Genomic DNA, 21,664 nt, shown 5'->3' on the forward strand with positions numbered 1-21,664 from the left:
TAGATTTTATTTTTTAAAATTATTAAAACTGTTTCAATATATGAAACAGTTTTTTTATTTAATAAAAATTAGTATTTGCAAGAAATAACCTAAATTAGCATGGATATGAAAACAAATTCTGCTGTAATTATTGTTGGTGGTGGATTAGCAGGGCTGACTGCTGCCATTCATTTGTCTAAAATAGGAGTAGAAGTTATCTTAGTTGAAAAAAATGAATATCCAAAACATAAAGTATGTGGCGAATACATTTCCAATGAAGTCTTACCCTATTTAAATTGGCTTGGTATAACTATTTCAGAATTGAATCCAACCGCGATCAATAAATTACAGTTTTCGACTTCCAGCGGAACTATGATTTCTTGTGAGTTACCGCTGGGAGGTTTTGGAATTAGCAGGTTTGCTTTAGATGAATTTTTATATAAAAAAGCAGTAGTAAATGGTTGCTTGGTTATTCAAGATAGTGTCCAAGATATTATTTTTAAAGAAAATCAATTTACAGTTTCGACAGTAAATAATACTATTTTAAAAGCAGATATTGTTATAGGGGCTTTTGGGAAACGATCCCTAATTGATCAAAAATTAAACAGGAATTTTATTCAAAAAAAATCTTCTTGGCTAGCCGTAAAAGGACATTATTTGGGTAGTTTTCGGGAGGACTTAGTAGGTTTACATAATTTTGAAGGAGGCTATTGTGGTGTTTCAAAAGTAGAAAATAATCAGATTAATATTTGTTATTTATGTAATTATGAAACATTTAAAAAATACAAAAACACCGAAGACTATCAAAATAATGTAATCGCAAAGAACCCTTTTTTAAAAAATATTTTTGGTACGAGTACCCTTCTTTTTGAGAAACCGCTAACGATAAGCCAAGTTTCATTTGATAAAAAAAAGGCAGTTGAAAATCATATTTTAATGATTGGAGATACTGCTGGGTTAATCCATCCTTTGTGTGGAAATGGAATGGCAATGGCTATTCATAGTGCAAAAATCGCATCTGAATTGGTTATTAAATATTTAACTAAAGAAATTAAATCTAGAGATGAATTAGAGCAAAAATATCTGAAGCAATGGACTACCAATTTTAAAGCAAGATTGAAAGCAGGGCGATTTTTATCTGCAATTTTGCAACAACAAAAACTATCTGATATGCTACTGCGTATATTAGTTGAATTTCCTTTTCTTTTAACCATAATTATTAAGAAAACTCATGGCAAACCTATTTTATAAATGAATAAATGTTTTTAAACACTAAGCACCGAACTGATAAGGAAGAGATAATGGATGATTTCACCATGGAAGGGGAAATTTTGCGTGAAGCATTAGATAAAATCGCAAAAATAAACCAGCTATTGGGCGGAAACACGCTAACTTTACTTGGAGTTGAAAAATTACTCTCTAGCCTTGTTACTGACAAAGAAATTACAATTGTAGATGTGGGGTGTGGCAATGGAGACATGTTACGAACATTGGCTCAATATGCTAAAAAAAACAATTTAAATTTTAAATTAATTGGTGTTGATGCTAATAATTTCACCATCAATCATGCAATCAATTTATCAGTTAATTATCCTAATATAAGTTTTATTTGTGAAGATATTTTTGGCGAAGTTTTTAATGAATTAAAATATGATATTGTTTTGTGCACTTTGACATTACATCATTTTAAAAAAGAAGAAATTGAAAAAATACTTCCTGTGTTTTATGCCAATGCTGATTTGGGAATCGTTATAAATGATTTACACAGAAGCAGAATTTCTTATAGATTATTTCAATTATTGTGTGCGACATTTCAATTAAATGAAATGTCAAGAGAAGATGGATTAATTTCAATACTAAGGGGTTTTAAAAAAGAAGACTTAATTGGATTTTCAAAAAAATTAAATTTCAGAAACTATACCATTCAGTGGAAATGGGCTTTTCGTTACCAATGGATAATTTTAAAAATATGAGTGTTAAAATACATACCGTTGCTAAGCAACTTCCAAAATATTCAAGAACAACGGAAGAAATTATACCATTTCTAGACAATTGGTTGACAGGACAAGACGAACGTTTTATTCGAAAAGTAAAAAAAATATTTGAAGGAGCAGCAGTTGATACCCGCTATTCAATTATGGATCCTATAGAGGTTTTTACTAAAACATCATTTGAAGAAAGAAATGATATCTATACTCGTGAAGTCATTGATTTAGGTGAAAAAGTACTTAAAAAAGCATTGTTGAAATCCAAGTGGAAACCAGAAGATTTAGATTATATTATTACGGTGAGTTGCACCGGAATTATGATACCGTCTCTCGATGCCTATTTAATTAATAAATTGAAACTGCGTCAAGATATTGTTCGGCTTCCTGTTACTGAAATGGGTTGTGCTGCAGGAATTTCGGGAATTATTTATGCCAAAAATTTTCTTCAGGCAAATCCTGGAAAAAGGGCTGCTGTTGTTGCCGTGGAAAGCCCCACGGCTACTTTTCAATTGGATGATTTCTCTATGGCAAATATCGTAAGTGCTGCCATTTTTGGTGATGGTGCTGCTTGTGTGCTGCTTTCATCATTTGAAGAGGATGAGGGGCCTGAAATTGTGGCGGAAGAAATGTATCATTTTTATAATAATGAACACATGATGGGGTTTAAGTTAACCAATTCAGGTTTGCAAATGGTATTGGATATTGAAGTTCCTAATACAATTGCTTCTCATTTTCCTGCAATCATTCATCCGTTTTTAGAAAAAAACAACTTAAAAATTGATGATATTAATCATTTAATATTTCATCCTGGAGGAAAAAAAATTGTGCAAACAGTGGAAGATTTATTCTCTAGCTTAGGCAAAAACATCGATGACACTAAAGAAGTACTGCGATTGTATGGAAACATGTCTAGCGCCACTGTATTGTATGTTTTGGAGCGATTTATGGATAATAAGCCAGCAAAAGGAGAAAAAGGATTAATGTTGAGTTTTGGCCCAGGGTTTTCGGCACAACGTGTTTTACTGCAATTTTAGAAAATTCATTAAAAGAATTAGTAATGACAAATCAGGAAATTATATCAAAATTGCCCTATTCAAATCCCTTTTTATTTGTAGACGAATTATCGTCTGTTAATGAAAATGGAGTAGAGGGTTGTTATACATTTGATGAAAATCTTGATTTTTACAAAGGGCATTTCAACAATTTTCCTGTTACTCCCGGTGTAATTTTAACGGAGGTTATGGCGCAAATAGGATTGGTTTGTTTAGGTGTTTTTTTATTAGACTTAAACTTTAATAAAAACACTTCAATTGCTTTAACTTCAAGTAATATAGAGTTTTTAAAACCTGTTTTTCCTAAAGAAAAAGTCACCGTTATTTCAGAAAAAATATACTTTAGATTTGGAAAATTAAAATGCAAAGTAAAAATGAAGAATGAGAATGGAGACCTTGTTTGCATGGGAGAGATTGCCGGAATGATCACCTAATTGCCTAAGTAAATAATTATATAATGCAGTTTTTATAAAACTAAATAAAACGCTATAAATAGATATAAAATGAGTAGGAGAGTTGTCATTACGGGTCTTGGTGTTGTTGCTCCAAATGGAGTAGGACTTGAAGCGTTTACTCATGCCATCAAAAATGGAATTTCTGGAATCAAAAAAGATGCAGAATTAGAACGCCTACAATTTTCGTGTCAGATTTCTGGAAAACCGGAGATTACAACCGATTTGGCATTGAATTATTTTACAGAATTAGAATTGCGAAATTTTAATTCTTCAGGAATTTTATATGGTGTTATAGCGGGGATAGATGCATGGAAAGATGCTGGTTTAGAAATACAAACGAATGAAGATCCCGATTGGGATAGCGGTACTATTTTTGGAACTGGAACTTCTGGAATTGAAAAGTTTAGAGAAAGCATCTATAAAATTGATGATTTTCAGACTCGTAGATTAGGCAGTACTGCTGTTGCACAAACGATGAACAGTGGAATCAGTGCTTATCTAGGAGGAAAATTAGGCCTTGGAAACCAAGTAACAACTAATTCGTCGGCATGTACTACTGGGACTGAGAGCATCATGATGGCCTATGACCGAATAAAATCGGGTCAAGCAAAACGAATAGTTGCAGGAAGTACAAGTGATTCCGGACCCTATATTTGGGGAGGTTTTGACGCGATGCGTGTTTGCACTTTTAAACACAATGACAGCCCAGAAAAAGGATCGCGTCCAATGAGTGCTAGTGCTTCAGGTTTTGTTCCTGGCAGTGGAGCAGGAGCATTAGTGATAGAAGATTTAGAAACTGCTTTAACACGAGGTGCAAAAATTTATGCAGAAATAATAGGCGGGAATATTAATTCAGGTGGGCAACGTGGTTTAGGAACAATGACGGCTCCTAATCCAATAGCGGTTAAAAAATGCATTACAACAGCGATCAAAAATGCAGGAATTGAACCAAATGAAATTGATGCTTTAAATGGTCATTTGACGGCAACTTCTAAAGACAGTTTAGAAATTCAAAATTGGAGCGAAGCCTTAGGAAGAAATGGAGTAGATTTTCCTTATATAAACTCTTTAAAATCAATGGTTGGTCATTGTCTATCTGGAGCAGGAAGTATAGAAAGTGTAGCTACTGTTTTACAATTGCATCAAGGTTTTGTTTTTCCAAATATAAATTCTGAAGATTTACATCCTGAGATAATAGACCTAATTGATTCCTCCAGAATTCCACAACAATTAATAACTACTGAACTGAATGTAATTGCAAAAGCAAGTTTTGGATTTGGGGATGTTAATGGTTGTATCATTTTTAAAAAATACAAAACTTAAAAAAATTATATATGAACGAAGCAGCTATTTTAGAACAATTAAAAAAAATCATTATGCCTTTTGTAAACAATGAGAAAGCTTTTGATTCTTTTTCGGAAGAAACTGATTTTATAAAAGATTTGAATATCAATTCAGCTAATTTAGTCGATATTATTTTGGATGTAGAAGATGCATTTGACATTCAAATTGATAATGAATCTATGGAAAAAATGCTTGATGTAAAATCAACATTAGAAATTATTAGAACAAAATTATCAGAAAAATGATTGGTAATGACATCGTAGATTTGGCTTTAGCCCAAAAAGAAAGTAACTGGAAACGGCCTGGATTTTTGCAAAAAATATTTACGTTAAAGGAACAACTTTTGATACATAATGCCCAAAATTCGGAGAAAATGGTTTGGAATTTATGGAGTAGAAAAGAGGCAGCATATAAAATTTATAATCGCGAAACGGGTATCAGAGCCTATATTCCTACTCAATTAGAATGTATTTATGAGAATGCTACTTTGGGAAGAGTAATTTGTAAAGGGAATACTTATTATACAAAAACACAAATTATAGGGGATAAAATTCATACTATTGCCGTTGCCCAAAAGTTGTTTTTCAACCAGATTGTATATTTAGAACCGAACAATCAATTGGATAAAATAAATGGCATTCCTTTTTTTACTGATGAAGATATCATAAAACCCGTTTCAATAAGCCATCACGGGCGCTATAAAGCTATCATTTCACTATAAAACTGGTTACTTAATTTTAAGTCTTGATTTTAATTTTAAAAATAATAATGCAATTTTATAGGCATCTTCTGAAGAGGAAATTCGATCACTTTTTGGAATTTTATAAAAATGGGATAATTCATCCAAAGAAGATTTTTTATCAGTAATATCATGCAGTTTTCGATGCATAATATCAATGTCTAAGGCTTCATTTTTTAATCGGCCACAACCTAGTCTTTCTAACGCAACATTGATCATTTCTACATCAAAATCAATGTGATGTCCTACTAATACAGCATTCCCAATATATTCAATAAAGGATTTAATAGCATCAGATTCTCCTAATTTCGGCATTTTACTCTCAACAATAAACTCATTTGAAAGTTTGTTGTCATGAAAATATTTGTATTGTAATAATACATTTTCAAAGCTGTCCCCAATATGAACACTATCATCAATTACAGCGAAAGCACCAATTGTTAAAATCACATCATCATGTAAATTTAATCCAGAAGTTTCGGTAGAAAAAATCACATATCGATTTGATTTCTTAACAAACTTTGAAAGGTATGTTTTCCAAAATTCAGGAAATTCTTTATTGATATTTTTAATCCAGTCTAGCATATTTATGAAAATTGAGTCATTTGAAATGTGTCTTTAATCAAGTCCTCCAATTCTTTCATTGGAGCTAATGCATTTTTAAGTTTTTCTCTATCTGTTTTTGACAATTCTTCTAAGTTGATATACTGTCCAGAATTATCATTTTTCAAACCTTCTAATGCTCTAAATTTAGACAAAACTAAGAAAGCTTCGGCACATTCTAGATAAATTTCAGCATGTTTAGGATTGGTAATAGCTAATTGTTTAAAACGAATGTATGTATTATTAATTCCTTTGATATTATGACTTAATGTAAATAAACGGGCGCCATCAATTAGTGGCATTAATGCACGTGTCTTAATATCAAATTTATCTTTATTAGGACCTTCTTCTTCTACATTAAATTTCTTAAAAAAGGTCAATGGAGAATTGTTTCTTAAAGCATCATTCCCTAAAAAGTCATAAAATAAAACATTATTTTCAGCATTTTTATATACTACATTATTAATTGCATCTTCAATTTTTTGTTCGCCAAAAACAATTTCATAATCAAAAAATATACTGCTTAAATCACTACTGTTTTCGGCTGTAGTATTCATCCAACTGTTGTATTGTTTTGTCCAATCTGAAAGGGACTTACACCAAAGCATATTGCTAGCCATATGTCCATTTGGACACAATTGATATCCTACTTTTTCTAAAATTAAAGTAGCTTTTTTTGCTAAATTAAGGAAATAGTCTTTTACGGCTCTATATTTTTCAGGAGCAACATCTTCAAAAATTAAAATACTGTCCTGATCTGTGGGTAATAATTGCTCTTTTCTTCCTTGACTACCAATGCTTAACCAGGCAAAACGAGCAGGAGGGGAGCCCAAATCTAAAATTGATTGCTCCACAGCGCGTTTTAAAATAGCAAAATTGATTTCGCTGGCAATATTTGAAATATGCGTAAGTGGAATGTTTTTTTGAATCGATGTCTGAACAATGTCGTCCAGTCTTAATCTGATTTGTTTTAGTTCTTTAGCTGTTTGGGAACGTTTTATCTCTTTGATTAAAACCCCAGGATTATTGGCTTGGGCTACCACTAAATCATGTTCCGAAATCACTCCTTTTACAATTGATTTGTTTGAACCATCCAGTGTTACGCATAAATGAGTGACGTTATTTTTTAACATTAATAATTGTGCTTCTGCCAAGGATACATTTTCAAGAACCGTAATTACAGGGGATGACATTACTTTATCAACAGAAATAGTTATAGGATATCTTCCTGTAGCAATTTTAGATGACATATCCATATCAGTAACAATACCAATAGGAATATTATTTTCACAAATTACAGCATTATTGATTCTCATTTCAGCCATTAACTGAGCAACATCTTTGACAATATTGTATGGAGCAGTAATTAATGGAGAGCTGTTATAAGATAAAGTCTGGAAATATTGCATTTCAGACTGTTGTACTGAAGAGAAACTAGTATCAGAAATTAGGTTTCTATGTGCATTTTCCTTAGTATTTGTGCTTCTTGAATTGACTGCAAAATTCTCTAGTAAAAAATTTAAAACATCTGAATTATTAGCTACAAAAGGTCTAAAAACAGCTATCGGTATAGCGTAAACAATACTTTCTTCACGTGCTTTTGCAGTCATCATATAATTGTTTTTTGCAAAAAAGGGACGCAAACCAAAAATAGCACCTTCATGACATTTATTCAAAATTGTTTCTTCGGCATCGGCAATTACAGATAAATTAATTAAACCGGAAGCCACCACATAAAAACTATCATGTAAAGCTTCATCAATTTGAAATAAGGTTTTATTAATTTCTAAATTGACTACTCGAATATTTGCAGAAATCTCTGATAACTCTTGAAACGTGAGTGCATCAAATGGAGCGTATTCTTTTAAAAAATCAGCAATGTGTTCTGCAATTGAATTCATATTTTTTGAATAATTATATTTAGCAAAATTAATAAATTAATGATGCAAATAACAGCGTAAATCTAGGTTATATATTAAATTTTGTGAATTTGTACTTTGGTTTAATTTAATTAATGAATTATGTACTAAAAGGAGAAGACTAAGTCAAAATTGTACTTTTTAATTATATCAATTGGCACAAGTAGTTTTACTGAGGAATCTTGCAGAATGGGAAGTTTGTATATTTTCTATTTTACATAATATAAATTATAGTTCGTTTTCTATTATCCATAAATAGTATAGTCTGTCACCAATTTGAATGATTCTAATTGTTTTATAGAACAATGCACTGCAGCAACTTAATTCTCTTCGTAAATTGCTTCATTTATTTTTTGATATTCCGTGCCATGTTCAATAAATTTTCAAATACGCGATTCTCAGCGATTGTATATTATTAGAATAAAATGTAAAAACGGAAATTTTAATTCTATATATTTATAAGGATTTAATTTCTATCAAAAAATTGATTACACCATACTGTTTAAAAAGGTATCACTTTAATTTATCCAAATCGTTTTGGTATTCACAAATTCACGAATTCCATACGCAGCAAGTTCTCTCCCATAGCCACTGTTTTTTATACCACCAAAGGGTAATCTTGGATCAGAAACAACTAATTTATTTACAAAACTACTTCCAGCCTCCAATTGCAATGCAAGCCTTTCCCCTCTTTCTTTATTGCCAGTAAACACACCCGATCCGAGACCAAAAACAGAATTGTTAGCTAATTCAACCGCATGAGCATCATCTTTTGCTCGTATTACAGATGCTACAGGACCAAATAACTCATTATCAAAACCTTCCATTCCTGGCTCTAAATCTGCCAAAATAGTGGCTGGATAATACGCTCCATTTCTATCTGGAATTTCACCACCTAATACCAATCGGCCTCCTTGAGCTACAGTTTTTAGAACTTGTTCGTGAAGTTGATCACGCAAGTCTGTTCTAGCCATCGGGCCGTAATACGTAGTTTCATCCGTAGGTTCGCCCATTTTTGCAGCTTTCATTTTCTTTGTGAATAAGGCTAGAAATTCATCATAGATTTCATCAAGGACAACAAATCTTTTAGCAGCAATACAGGTTTGTCCGTTATTTTGTAATCTTCCTAAAGTAGCCATATCAGTCGCTTCTTCCATGTCAACATCATCAAGAATAATATAAGCATCACTACCTCCTAATTCCATCACTGTTTTCTTTAAATTTTGTCCAGCAATCGAAGCAACAGAACGACCTGCTGGTTCGCTTCCAGTAAGCGTCACAGCCATTATATTTTTGTTTTCAATAATATCTTTTACCAATTTTGAATCGATGTTTAAGTTGGTAAATGTGCCTGTAGGAAATCCTGATTTTACAAATGCATCTTCCAGCGCAAATGCACAACCTTGAACATTTGAGGCATGTTTTAAAACACCTGTATTTCCTGCCATCAAAGCTGGAACTGCAAATCGTATGACTTGATAAAATGGGAAATTCCAAGGCATAACAGCTAAAATTACACCGATGGGCTTAAAAGTAACATAACTCTTAGTAGCTTCTGTCTTTACGATTTCATCTGCCAACAACTCTTTAGAATGATCCGCATAGTAACGGCATACTAATGCACATTTTTCTATTTCTTTACGAGATTGACCAATTGTTTTACCCATTTCTCTAGTAGCTAATTGTGCATATTCTTCCTTGTTTTTTTCTAAAATATCTGCTAAGTTATGCATCAATTGGGCGCGTTCTTCAAAAGTTTTTTGCTTCCAACTATCGAATGTTTTTTTTGATTGGGTAATTTTTTCTTTAGCTTCATTTATTGTGATGCGATTATACTCCGCTATTTTTTCTCCAGTAGCTGGATTTATAGTTATAGTAGTTGCCATTATTTTTATTTTTGAGATTCCTTATTTTTTGTTCTAATATAAAGCATAAAAATAAAGAAAATCGCTCCAAAAAAAGAGACTGTTATGATAATTAATTCCCAATATTTGATAATACAAAACAAAAAACCCGAAATAGCCTTATAGTCTGTTTCGGGTTTTTAATTAGTAAATAAACGGATGAATTACTATACCTTTTTTGATAATTGATACGTACTGTATCCGTAATGAGCCACTACAGCTAAACAAATTAGGGGTAGAATAAAAGAAAAATTCACTTCAGGAATGAATCCAAACAGTTTGATATCTGCAAATCCAGGACCTCCCAAATCTAGCATAGATCCTTGTAAAACGGGCATCAAAGCACCACCAACAATGGCCATTACTAAACCTGCAGAACCAATTTTGGCCTCATCTCCCATATCTTTCAATGCAATTCCGTATATCGTTGGAAACATAATTGACATGAATATGGAAATACAAATTAACGAAATTAATCCAGGCATTCCTTGTAGTACAATAGCACCAGCTGCACAAATTACTCCACCGATACCAAATACCATCAATATTTTGGATGGGTTTAAAGTTTTCATTAAAGCCGTTCCAATCCATCGTCCCGATAAAAATAAAAGCATTGCAGCAATATTGTAATAGGTTGCTGTTAAATGTAATCCAAAGGTATGATTGATATTATCAACATATTGAAAAATAAATGTCCAACACATGATTTGCGCTCCAACGTAAAATGCTTGTGCTAAAACGCCGTGTTTGTAATTTTTATTGGCAAATAATTTTTTGAATGATTCCGCTACTGACATTTTATCTTCGTGAGCTGTGGTAGGCATTTTAGTAAAAATGATAATGATTAAGATGATCAAAACAAAAAGTCCTAAACCAATATAAGGAATACTGATTACACTCAAATCATTTTCACGAATACTAGCTAACTCAGTTGAAGATAAAGCTTGATACGCTTCCTGGGTGTAATCATCAGATTTTATTTCTTTGATTACTAAAAACTGGGCCATAATTAATCCCGTTATAGCACCAATAGGATTGAAGGCTTGCGCTAAATTTAAACGTTGGGTTGCTGTTTCTTTATTACCCAGGAATAAGATTAATGGGTTTGAAGTGGTTTCAAGAAAAGCTAAACCACAGGTAATTACCCATAATGAAATAAGAAAAAAAGTATAGCTCTGGTAATGAGCTGCTGGATAGAATAAAAAAGCACCTGTTGCATAAAGGATTAGTCCTAATATGATACCTGATTTATAGCTGTATTTTCTAATGAATAATGCAGCTGGCAATGCCATAAAGAAATACCCAAAATAAAATGCAAATTGCACTAATGACGCCTGCGTATTAGAAAGTTCAGGCATTACTTTTTTGAAAGTAGAAACCATGGGAGTTGTCAAATCATTAGCAATTCCCCACAGCGCAAATAATATGGTTATAATTACAAATTGAAAAATTAATTCTTTACTTACTACGGGTATTTTTTTTGTTAAATTCATTGGTCGGTTTATATAGTTAATAGGTAGTTGATGTTTTAGTAAAACGGTTTACTTGCTCAAATCCAGACAAGAAAACATCAATTTCTGTTGGCGAAATTACAGGGTTTGCTCCTTCATTTTGAGCAACGATGGCTCCAATGGCACTAGCAAAATTAATAGCGTGTTGTGGATCTTCACCATTCAATAATTTAATAATTAAAGCGGCTAAGAATGAATCTCCTGAACCTACCGTATCTACTACATTCACCTTGAAACCACAGTTGTGATAAAATTTATTGTTGCAATACAAAACGGCTCCGTGTGATCCTAAAGTCACACAAATGGTTTTCGTATTGGTTTTCTTCGCAATGAATAAGATGTTTTGCTCTAATGATTTTTTATCTGATTGTAAGTCTTGACAAATTTCATTTAACTCATCATCGTTAAACTTAATAAAATCAGCTACTTGCAATAATTCTAAAACATTCGATTTAGTATAATGTGGCACCCTTAAATTGACATCAAAAACGCTATATTTGGCTACTTTTAATAATTCTTTTAAAGTATTATTGGATACAGAATCTCTTGAAGATAAACTTCCATAGACAAAAAAATCAGCACCTTCAACCAGTTGTGTACTTGTAGTTGAAACTTCGATTTTATCCCAAGCAGCAGGATAATTAATATCATAAGATGCATTTCCTTTTTCGTTCAAAATTACATTTACCACTCCCGTAGCGTAATTTTCTTTTACTTGAACGCTTTCAGTATTTACTCCTACTCCATTCAAATAATCCACTACTATTTTTCCATTGGCATCATTCCCAACGGCACTTATCATAGCGATTTCTCCACCTAGTGAGTTTAATCTTGAAGCAACATTTAATGGGGCTCCCCCAATTTTTTTGTGTTCCAAAAAAACATCAAAAAGTACTTCACCAAAACAAACTCCTTTTAGCCTTTTTTCCATTTTATTTATTTTTTATTTATTTTTATTTTTTATTGAATTAATTGATTTTCATTGTACCAGAGGGCTACTTTTTGTTTCATAAATAGCAGACTGCCTTTGGCAAGATCTTCTGAATTGTATTCTGAAGGCCTCCATAAAGAAGTAGGTCCTACTAAAGCAGTGATTTCTGATGAGAAATTTTCTAGAACTAATGGTCCTTGGTAATTGATTTTGGCTAATGCCTTAAAAAAATCATCCCAATGTACATTTCCTTCTCCTGTCATTCCACGATCGCTTTCGGTAATATGAACGTGTTTCAAGCGGTCACCTGCAACAATAATAGGATCGTAAAAATTCATTTCTTCTATGTTCATATGAAAAGTGTCCAAATGCAAACCAATATTAGTAGTATTGATTTCTTCAATCATTTGCAACACTTCATGAGCCGCTGTAAAGACATAGCTTTCGTAACGATTAATCGGTTCAATCGCTAACGTTATATTTTGCTTCTTGGCGTAAACTGCCAATTCAGTAAAAACTTGACGAATAATGACTTTTTCATCAACTGTACATTGTTTTCCTGTAAAGGTCCCAATGGCCGAATGTAAGACACCACCTAAAAAATCACCTTCCATCTCCTCTACTTTATCCAATGCTTTTGTAATCAAAGCCAAAGCATTTTCTGGGTATAATGGAATATGGGAAGCTTTGGGCAGATTCAGAGACAAACGTCCTTGAATTCCATGTTCATCCAGTTGCTTCTTAGTTGCTATGGCATCAAAATCTAATGATGATGGCAAAGAAATTTCAAGCATGTCAAAGCCATATTCTGCTGTTTTTTGTATGGCAAATGTTCCTCCTTCAGCAGTCCATCCGGGAATGAATGATAAAATACTAGTTCCAAAAATTGGCATATGTATCTATTTTAAATTATTTTTCTATTGAATTAAAACAACCACCACTCTGTTTTTACCCCTAAATAAGAACCCCATCGTTTTTGATTTACCAGTAAAAAAGAGGAGTAATTATGGTCTCTTGCAAAATCATTGTATCTGGCCACTGTATAAACCAAACGAATGTGCGGACGACTCCATGGATCCCGCTGTCCTAAAGGCACAATTGTAGGTGCGAGAGAAAATTTCCACATGCTTGCTTCTGGATTATCTCCGTCTTTTCTAACAGCATAATGTAATTCTTGAAGAATGTGAAACCAATCGGTCACATAATAAAAATTACGCATTCCAACTACCAAGTCGGTTTTTTGATTGTACAATTGTGTCCCATCGAAATAGGTGTCTTTATCAGTACTACTAGACCCACCTTTACTTCTTGTGAAAACACCATACCCATTGATGCTAAATTTTTTAGAAATATTTAATAAAAAATGTTCCACCATCGTAAATGAATATGCACCATTGTATTTCCCTGCCGCATCTGGAGCTCCATAAGTAGCCCAAGTAAAAGTGTTTCCGTTATCACCACCATTCGCAATCCCGGTACCATAACGTGCCGATATTTGATTGAAAGAACCAGGCATAGCGGTTTTAAACGGACTGTTGTATTTAATTCCAGCTACAAAACCGTTATCCGACGCATATTTAATACTGGCTTCATTAGAACTAGCTGATGCATAGTGAAATTCACCCAAAAGCTTTATGGTATTGTCGTTTTTAAATTTAAAACTGTGTTCCCCAATCCAAACCATTCTTTGACGAATAGCTGCATTTGTAGCACCCGCGACAGTAACTTCATAGTTATAAGGATAAATAGAACCTGTATTCGAAGAAGCAGGCATTAACATAGTCAGTTCTGTGGTTTTATGGCTTACACCAAAACCTTGTGAAGAATGATCATCAAAATAAAAATAATCACTGATGTGTAAATCATCATAACGACGAAAACGGGATCCTGCCCAAGCAGACCATTTACTTCCCATAATATTAGTTGCTTCTACATAAGCCTCAGGAAGAATGAAAGTTAGTCCGTTTTTAGTTTGAGTGCTTGTATTTCCAATAAATTGTCCATTATTAGAGTACATTCCTAAACGCATTTGAAAAGTAACATTGGTACTTTCTTTCCCTACAAGTTTAGGTGTAAAGTGAAATGCAGGTAAAATATCGATATAGTCAGTTTGCTCCATTCGACCGCCCAAAGAGCCTTGGCCCGAAAGATTTAATGGTCTCCATTGGTTTCCTTCCCCATTTGGCGAAAGCCCAACACCAATTCGACCTGTAGTTCCCATAGAAAAGTTGGAATTTGTTATTACAACTTGTGAATACGATAACATAGCAGAAAAGGATAATAAAAATGTAGCAACGGTTTTTTTCATGACTTAGGGCTTGAATATTTGTTTATTTTTTTGTGTTCGCTTCAGTTTTTCGGCTACAATTAGTTTTTATTTATTAGCAATACTAAATCGAAATAGTTTTAACATTTATATTAAACGTCAAAATGACTATTATTTTTCAAAAGTATATTTAAATTATTATATATGCTAAAAAAAAATACTTATATTTTGCTATTATTTAAATTAATTAGGTTTTATATGTATATATCGCATATAAATATATCTAAATTTTAAATTATAGATATAACGTACTAATGACGTTTGTATAAATATAGATAGACTTATCCATTCCTATCTATATTCATAATAAAATCCTTAAATTTGTTTTTTGAAGTATTTTAATTTTATTAAAAAACGTACAAACCATTTTTATTTTTCTACTTATGCAACCCCAAATAATTCCCAATATATCAGTTGACTGTGTCATTTTTGGCTTTGACTTTAATACTAAATCCTTAAACGTATTATTGATTGAACGTTTTTTAAAATCGGAAGTCAGTAAAGAACCACTTGTAAATGATTATGTTCTAACTGGATATCATACACTTGAAAATGAAACTATAGATGAAACTGCATCAAGAGTATTAAAGGAGCTAACGGGGCTTGACAATCTTTATAAAAAACAGTTTAAAGTTTTTGGTGACCCAAACCGTTTAATGAATGAAAGAGATATTATTTGGGCAAAAAATCAAAATTTTAATCAACGAACTATAACTATTGCTTATTATTTTTTATTACAAACACATGAAGTTAATTTAGAGACTACTAAGCTTAAAGTACAATGGTTTCCCATAAATAATTTACCCGCACTTGGATTTGATCATAAAACGATAATTAATGAGGCTTATGCTGATTTGAAAGAGAAATCGATGTACAAACCCATTATTTTTGAGTTGCTTCCAGATAAATTTACTATTAAAGAGTTACAAGATACATACGAATCTATATTAGGTACTGAGATTGACAATCGTAATTTTAGACGAAAACTAATTACAAAAAAATTCATTGTTAAATTAGACGAAAAACAAGTTGGTACATCTAAAAAGCCATCGAATCTATTTATGTTTAGTGAGGCAATTTATCAAAAAGCTTATACTGAGAGTTATTTAATAAACATTTAAATAAATTGGTAGTTATTTTAATACTTTAAAACGTATCAATTTTAGGGCAATAATTATTTACCTTTGCAAAAAATTAAAGCTCTTTTTATGTCTAAAGCTCGTTATTTCAAATTAATTCTAATTTTAGGTTCTCTTACTGCATTGGGACCCTTTTCTATAGACATGTATCTACCAGGATTTTCTGGTATCGCAAAAGATTTGAATACTACAGTAGCCAATGTTTCCATGACCTTGTCCAGTTATTTTATAGGAATTTCAGCAGGGCAATTGCTTTATGGTCCTTTATTAGATCGTTTTGGGAGAAAAAAACCATTGTTTATTGGATTATTGGTTTACATATTAGCATCATTAGGTTGTGTTTATGTAACTAATATTGACACTTTTATTGGTTTACGATTCATTCAAGCGATAGGAAGTTGTGCTGCTACAGTTGCTTCTGTTTCGATGGTTCGGGATTTATTTCCTGTGAAAGATATACCTAAAGTTTTTTCTTTATTGATGTTAGTAGTTGGGCTATCGCCAATGCTAGCACCTACAATTGGAGGTTATGTTACAGCGTATTATAGTTGGCATACTGTCTTTTTTATATTAATGTGTATGGGAATATTAATTCTTTTGGCCTCACAGATAGGCTTGCCAAATACATATGAACCAGATACCTCTATCTCATTAAAACCAAAGCCTATTATTACTAATTTCATAAGTATTGTAAAAGAGCCTCAGTTTTATACCTATGCTTTTACTGGTGCAATTGCTTTTTCTGGATTGTTTACTTATGTAGCTGCTTCTCCTATTTTATTCATGGATATTTTTAATGTGGATGCCAAAACATACGGTTGGATATTTGCATTTATGTCATTGAGTTTTATAGGTGCAAGTCAACTGAACTCATTGCTATTAAGGAAATTTTCAAGTGAGCAAATGATTTTTGGCGCATTGATTACACAATCAATAATTAGCGTTGTATTCCTTCTTTTGGCAATAAATGGTCTTTTAGGATTATATACAACAATTGCAATGTTATTTTTATTCTTAGCCTGTTTAGGGATATCTAACCCAAATACAGCAGGTCTTACACTTGCTCCTTTTTCAAGAAATGCTGGAAGTGCATCGGCATTAATGGGTGCCATCCAACTGGGGTTAGGGGCTTTGGCTTCTTTTGCAGTGGGTGTTTTTGTAAAAGATTCAATTACGCCTATGGTCGTAATAATGGCTTCAACAACTATTGCTGCCTTTTTAATTTTGATGGTAGGAAAAAGAAACATTAAAAAAACCATTGCAACTTCTCCTAATGAAGAAATTGCAATAATTCATTAATTGGGATTCTAGATTTCCTTTTTATCTACTTTAATTTTTTTATCGGGTCTAATGATCATACGTAGCGAATGGTCTTTTGCAAAATAAGCAATCATCCAGTTGAAGAATGTCTTTACTCTATTGCGGTAGGTTATCAAAGAAATAAGATGGATAAACAACCAGATTATCCAAGCAAAGAATCCCTTGAAATGCATTTTTGGCTTGGGTAAATCAACCACTGCTTTGTTCTTTCCAATGATAGCCATCGAGCCCTTATCATTGTATTTGAAAGGAATTAGCATCTTTTTGTTTAACATTAATTTGAAATTGGCAGCTAAGTTTAATCCCTGTTGAATAGCAACTTGCGCTACTTGAGGATGACCAGCGGGAAAATTAATATCGGTTAATTGAATGCAGGTGTCTCCAATGGCATAAATAGCATCTGTAGCATTTACTTTATTAAAAGCATCAGTTGCCATTCTTCTTCCACGACCATAACTTTCAGCCGGCATTCCTTCAAAAACTTTGGCAGAAACTCCTGCCGCCCAAATTAAATTTTTAGTTTGAATTGTTTCTCCATTGCCAAAATATACGGTGTCGTCAACATAATCTACAACAGTTGTATTAAGTTTTACAACCACACCTAATTTTGTAAGTGCATCTAGTGTGTCTTCCTGTGAGGCTTTACTCATGGGCGATAATACAGCATTAGATCCATCAACTAAATAAATATTACTGGCTGTAGTACTTAATTCAGGATATTCTTTTAATAAAATATTTTTTCGCATCTCAGCAAACATACCCGAAACTTCAACACCAGTGGGACCACCTCCTGCAACTACTATAGTTAATAATTTTCTACGCTCACGCATGTCTTTGCAAATGGCCGCTTTCTCTAGATTTTTCAATAAGGTATTGCGCATTACAATGGCATCATTCAAAGTTTTCATTGGAATGGCATTTTTTTTGACATTTTCCATTCCAAAATAACTCGTTTCTGCTCCTGTTGCAAAAACTAGGTAATCATAGTTTAGTTCTCCATTATTGAGAATAATTTTTTTCTCAGCTGGAACTACTTTAAGTAAATTTCCTAAGCGAAACTTTAGATTTTTTTTTCCTGCAAAAAACTTTCTAAAAGGGTAACTGATACTTGATGGTTCCAAAAAAGCGGTAGCAACCTGATAGATTAGTGGCGGAAAAAAATTATAATTATTTTTATCTACTAATGTGACATTAATATCTTTATGATTCAATAGTTCTTTAGCAAGATTCAATCCTGCAAAACCTCCTCCAATTATTACAATTTCCATTTATACTTGTATATTATTTATAATAAAAAACACCCATAAAATTAAGCAATTTATGGGTGTTTATGAAGGTATAAATCTGAAAAAAACAATGTGATTTTTATATTCTTTTTAGTTTTTTAACAGGTTTCTCTTGAATTTGATTTTTGTTTTGTAACAAATAATTTGCTAATAATTTCTCAATCAATTCATCCTTAGTTAAATGATGAAACACCGTTTTGATTTTGGTCTTTAATTCCGAATCAACCTCATGATTGGGTTTGGTTTTAAAAATTTGTTTCGCCCATAACAATGTATTGTTTTCTTCGATACTAAGCGTACTCGGTTTTTTAAATTTGGTAAATTTTATTCCGAGTTCTTTTTCAAAATCAACTATTTCTTTTTCTTCTTCCGGTTGTAATACGGTTAAAGAAAGTCCTTTTGCTCCTGCTCTTGCGGTTCTACCAGAACGATGAACATACGCTTCGTAAACATCTGGTAAGTGGTAATTTACTACATAGGAAACTTCTTTTACATCGATACCCCTTGCAGCCAAGTCAGTTGCTACTAATATATTAATGTGTCCTTCACGAAATTGCTCCATGATTCGGTCTCTGATTCCTTGAGATAGACTTCCGTGCAATGCTCCTGATGAAAAGCGATTGATCGCTAAATTTTTAGCTAATTTATTCACGGCTGCTTTGGTCTTGCAAAATATGATTCCGCGTTCTCCTTCTTTTGAATTCAAGAAATGCATTAAAACATCCAGTTTTTCAATTGGATCTACCACAATGTATTCATGATCGATACCTTGATTACCAATAGTTTCCATATTGGCACTTACTTGAACTACGTTTTTATTTAAATAGTTCTGAATCAATTGCTTGATAGTACCTGGCATGGTTGCAGAGAATAAAAGTGTCTTATGACTTTTAGGTAATTCGGCAATAATTTCGTCTAGGCTTTCTTTTAAGATGGTTACCATTTCATCGGCTTCATCAAGAACAAGAAATTTTGTTTCCTGTAAGTTAACCGCTTTGCGCTGAATCAAATCAATTAAACGACCTGGAGTAGCCACAACAATATGTGTAGGCTGAGAAAGTCGTTCTATTTGTGGCTTGATTGGAATTCCTCCACAGGTTGCTGCAATAGAAACTTCGGGTAGGAATTGAGCAAAAGCCTCTAAGTTTTTAAAAATTTGGTGACCTAGCTCTCGTGTTGGTGCAAGTATTACGGCCTGTACTACTGGAGAAGCAGTTTCTATTAATTGTAAAATAGGCAATCCAAAAGCGGCCGTTTTTCCAGTTCCCGTTTTTGCTAGTCCAACTAAATCAGTAGTGTTTGATAATAGTAACGGAATTGATTTTAGCTGAATTTCTGTTGGTTCAACAATTTTCAATTCGGTAAGCGCTTTTAAAATAGGTGCCGAAATTCCTAAATCAGAGAATTGTTTTGACATTTTTTTGGATTTGTTATTTTATAAAAAATAGTTGTTTTGTAATCTAGTTTCTAGCCCTGATGGGAACGATATCCTGTAGTGGCGGGGTTCGCCACTACAGATAAAGTGTACAGCAGGATTAGCTCCTTATATTAATCTTCATCAGGTTCGTTCATGATTTTCTCACGATACTTTTTCCCAATTAATAAAGTCATTTTTAGCTTATAATCATCAACAAGCCATTCGCGGTAGTTTTTACTACACTGACTTAAACATTTAGAATAGCGCTTGATACGGCAATCGATATCTTCATCTAACTCTCTTGATAATGATTTGGCTTCTTGTAAAGTCTCTGTATTGTCGACACACATCCCAGCATGTTGTTCGAGTGATTTATCCAAAACGACTTTAGAACGTAAATTTTGAGAAATAATTAGTTTGTGTTCTTCATCAACATCAAAAGTTACTTCGGCAGTTTTACTGAATTTAGCACGTAATTCTGGGGGCATTGCATATTTGAAATACAATTCGATTTCCGTATCATCACGAAGATTTTCAAGATAGAATTCAGGTGATTTAAAAATATGTTGCCAGTTTACAGGTTCACTCCACAATCCAAAACGGGCCGCATTATTCCCTAAATCTATAACGGTAAACATATCTTTGTTAGGCAGTTTTCTAGAACCACGACCAATCATTTGATAATATAACGTCAGTGATTTAGTCGCTCTGTTTAAAATTATGGTTTCAACTGTAGGCTCATCAAAACCTGTAGTCAAAATTCCCACAGAGGTTAAAATAGCGTCCGGTGTATGCTTGAACCAATGTAAAATATCTTTACGTTCTTCGGTATTGCTGGTGTTATCCAGATGGCGTATAGGGTATCCTGCTTCTCTAAATGTTTCATAAACATATAAAGAGGTATTGATTCCATTATTGAAAATTAGTGTTTTCTTACCTAAAGATTTCTCCGTATAAGCATGCAGTAATTTTTCTTGCATGGCCATATTCGTATATAAATCATCGGATGATTTTACGGTGTAATCTCCATTGATTCCTACTTTTAAAGATGTTAAACCAACATCATAGCTGTAGGTTATGGCTTTCGCCAAAAATCCATTCTCAATTAGCGAACTGATTGTATCTCCTACGATTAATTCATCGTAGCTTTCATGCATGGGTAATTTTATATTAGAACTCAATGGAGTTGCGGTAACTCCTAATATAAATGCATTTGTGAATGAACTCAATAATTTACGGAAAGAGTTGTAATGGGCCTCATCAATAATTACTAAACCTACATTGTCAAGGTGTAGTTTTTCATCATTAATACGGTTTTTTAAAGTTTCAACCATGGCAACAAAACAAGAATACTCATTTTGATCAGGAAGTTCTTTTACTTTACTATTGATTATTTTGTTTTTAACTCCAAAACCTTTTAACATTTTTGAAGTTTGTTTACACAACTCAATTCGATGCGTTAAAACAACTACTTTTTTCTCATGTTTTGTCAAATAACGACGTACAATTTCAGAGAAAACCACTGTTTTACCACCACCAGTAGGCAATTGATATAACAAGTGATGTTGTTTTGGGGCATTATCTATGCGTTCAAAAATAGCGTCAATATCGCCTTGTTGATATGCATAAAGTTCTTTTTTGTCTTCTTTTTCTATTTCTATAGTATTTTCAAACATTGTTTTTGTTGGGTTTTTGCAAAAATACACCTAAAAAACAGTTTTTTCGTCAAATATTCTTTAAAATATAATAGG

At 32.6% G+C, this 21,664-nt stretch carries 19 protein-coding genes; 9 read left to right on the forward strand and 10 right to left on the reverse strand.

All coding sequences use genetic code 11. The features are described from left to right. Positions 1 to 105: 105 nt before the first annotated feature. The 7 genes from AB3G39_RS10295 to AB3G39_RS10325 all read left to right on the forward strand — a co-directional run bounded on the left by AB3G39_RS10295 (position 106) and on the right by AB3G39_RS10325 (position 5,539). Positions 106 to 1,230 carry an NAD(P)/FAD-dependent oxidoreductase gene (locus AB3G39_RS10295; RefSeq protein ID WP_367769939.1) on the forward strand — a complete coding sequence of 375 codons (1,125 nt, stop codon included), beginning with the start codon at positions 106 to 108 and terminating at the stop codon, positions 1,228 to 1,230. A gap of 8 nt (positions 1,231 to 1,238) precedes the next feature. Further along, complete coding sequence (locus tag AB3G39_RS10300) at positions 1,239 to 1,952, forward strand: methyltransferase domain-containing protein (protein ID WP_367769936.1); 714 nt, start codon at positions 1,239 to 1,241, stop codon at positions 1,950 to 1,952. Next, positions 1,949 to 3,001, forward strand: coding sequence for a type III polyketide synthase (locus AB3G39_RS10305; protein WP_369765100.1), 1,053 nt, complete (start codon positions 1,949 to 1,951; stop codon positions 2,999 to 3,001). Before AB3G39_RS10300 ends, AB3G39_RS10305 begins: the two co-directional genes overlap by 4 nt. 23 nt (positions 3,002 to 3,024) lie before the next feature. Continuing rightward, positions 3,025 to 3,453 (forward strand): 3-hydroxyacyl-ACP dehydratase FabZ family protein, encoded by a 429-nt coding sequence (locus AB3G39_RS10310; protein ID WP_367769931.1) that lies wholly within the window; start codon positions 3,025 to 3,027, stop codon positions 3,451 to 3,453. A 69-nt stretch (positions 3,454 to 3,522) separates the two neighbouring features. Continuing rightward, the gene (locus AB3G39_RS10315) at positions 3,523 to 4,797 is read left to right on the forward strand and encodes a beta-ketoacyl synthase (RefSeq protein WP_369753809.1); all 1,275 of its coding nucleotides are present in this window, start codon (positions 3,523 to 3,525) and stop codon (positions 4,795 to 4,797) included. A gap of 11 nt (positions 4,798 to 4,808) precedes the next feature. Further along, positions 4,809 to 5,063: an acyl carrier protein gene (locus AB3G39_RS10320; RefSeq protein WP_369753808.1), complete on the forward strand. Its 255-nt coding sequence runs from the start codon at positions 4,809 to 4,811 to the stop codon at positions 5,061 to 5,063. After that, positions 5,060 to 5,539: a 4'-phosphopantetheinyl transferase superfamily protein gene (locus tag AB3G39_RS10325; protein ID WP_367769925.1), complete on the forward strand. Its 480-nt coding sequence runs from the start codon at positions 5,060 to 5,062 to the stop codon at positions 5,537 to 5,539. Before AB3G39_RS10320 ends, AB3G39_RS10325 begins: the two co-directional genes overlap by 4 nt. Before the next feature lie 6 nt (positions 5,540 to 5,545). Here AB3G39_RS10325 and AB3G39_RS10330 read toward each other — a convergent pair whose 3' ends face one another. The 7 genes from AB3G39_RS10330 to AB3G39_RS10360 form a co-directional block, all read right to left on the reverse strand. Continuing rightward, positions 5,546 to 6,142, reverse strand: a complete 597-nt coding sequence (locus AB3G39_RS10330) for a PolC-type DNA polymerase III (protein ID WP_369753807.1) — start codon at positions 6,140 to 6,142, stop codon at positions 5,546 to 5,548. A gap of 2 nt (positions 6,143 to 6,144) precedes the next feature. Further along, on the reverse strand, positions 6,145 to 8,061 hold the full coding sequence (locus tag AB3G39_RS10335) for a DUF294 nucleotidyltransferase-like domain-containing protein (protein WP_367769919.1): 1,917 nt from the start codon (positions 8,059 to 8,061) through the stop codon (positions 6,145 to 6,147). 536 nt (positions 8,062 to 8,597) lie between these two features. Then, entirely contained in the window at positions 8,598 to 9,965 is a 1,368-nt protein-coding gene (locus AB3G39_RS10340) for an NAD-dependent succinate-semialdehyde dehydrogenase (protein ID WP_369765101.1), read from the reverse strand. A gap of 185 nt (positions 9,966 to 10,150) precedes the next feature. Then, the gene (fucP, locus tag AB3G39_RS10345; protein WP_369765102.1) at positions 10,151 to 11,476 is read right to left on the reverse strand and encodes an L-fucose:H+ symporter permease; all 1,326 of its coding nucleotides are present in this window, start codon (positions 11,474 to 11,476) and stop codon (positions 10,151 to 10,153) included. A gap of 16 nt (positions 11,477 to 11,492) precedes the next feature. After that, a complete protein-coding gene (locus AB3G39_RS10350) occupies positions 11,493 to 12,425 on the reverse strand; it encodes a carbohydrate kinase family protein (RefSeq protein WP_369765103.1) in 933 nt (310 codons plus the stop codon). A gap of 29 nt (positions 12,426 to 12,454) precedes the next feature. Then, positions 12,455 to 13,318: a sugar phosphate isomerase/epimerase family protein gene (locus AB3G39_RS10355; protein WP_369765104.1), complete on the reverse strand. Its 864-nt coding sequence runs from the start codon at positions 13,316 to 13,318 to the stop codon at positions 12,455 to 12,457. A 32-nt stretch (positions 13,319 to 13,350) separates the two neighbouring features. Beyond that, a complete protein-coding gene (locus AB3G39_RS10360; protein ID WP_369765105.1) occupies positions 13,351 to 14,733 on the reverse strand; it encodes a carbohydrate porin in 1,383 nt (460 codons plus the stop codon). Positions 14,734 to 15,134: 401 nt separating this feature from the next. On the opposite strand from AB3G39_RS10360, the gene AB3G39_RS10365 reads away from it, so the two are divergent. Together AB3G39_RS10365 and AB3G39_RS10370 are read left to right on the forward strand one after the other, a co-directional pair. Then, positions 15,135 to 15,872 carry an NUDIX hydrolase gene (locus AB3G39_RS10365; RefSeq protein ID WP_367769902.1) on the forward strand — a complete coding sequence of 246 codons (738 nt, stop codon included), beginning with the start codon at positions 15,135 to 15,137 and terminating at the stop codon, positions 15,870 to 15,872. Positions 15,873 to 15,959: 87 nt separating this feature from the next. Beyond that, the gene (locus AB3G39_RS10370) at positions 15,960 to 17,189 is read left to right on the forward strand and encodes a multidrug effflux MFS transporter (protein ID WP_369753802.1); all 1,230 of its coding nucleotides are present in this window, start codon (positions 15,960 to 15,962) and stop codon (positions 17,187 to 17,189) included. Between the two features lie 8 nt (positions 17,190 to 17,197). Here AB3G39_RS10370 and AB3G39_RS10375 read toward each other — a convergent pair whose 3' ends face one another. From AB3G39_RS10375 to AB3G39_RS10385, 3 genes are all read right to left on the reverse strand, one after another. Then, positions 17,198 to 18,478 carry an NAD(P)/FAD-dependent oxidoreductase gene (locus tag AB3G39_RS10375; RefSeq protein WP_367769897.1) on the reverse strand — a complete coding sequence of 427 codons (1,281 nt, stop codon included), beginning with the start codon at positions 18,476 to 18,478 and terminating at the stop codon, positions 17,198 to 17,200. A gap of 97 nt (positions 18,479 to 18,575) precedes the next feature. Further along, positions 18,576 to 19,913: a DEAD/DEAH box helicase gene (locus AB3G39_RS10380; RefSeq protein WP_367769895.1), complete on the reverse strand. Its 1,338-nt coding sequence runs from the start codon at positions 19,911 to 19,913 to the stop codon at positions 18,576 to 18,578. A gap of 131 nt (positions 19,914 to 20,044) precedes the next feature. Continuing rightward, entirely contained in the window at positions 20,045 to 21,589 is a 1,545-nt protein-coding gene (locus AB3G39_RS10385) for a DEAD/DEAH box helicase (RefSeq protein WP_367769893.1), read from the reverse strand. Positions 21,590 to 21,664: the final 75 nt, after the last annotated feature.

It is taken from the genome of Flavobacterium sp. WC2416, from assembly GCF_041200095.1.
Lineage (GTDB): Bacteria > Bacteroidota > Bacteroidia > Flavobacteriales > Flavobacteriaceae > Flavobacterium.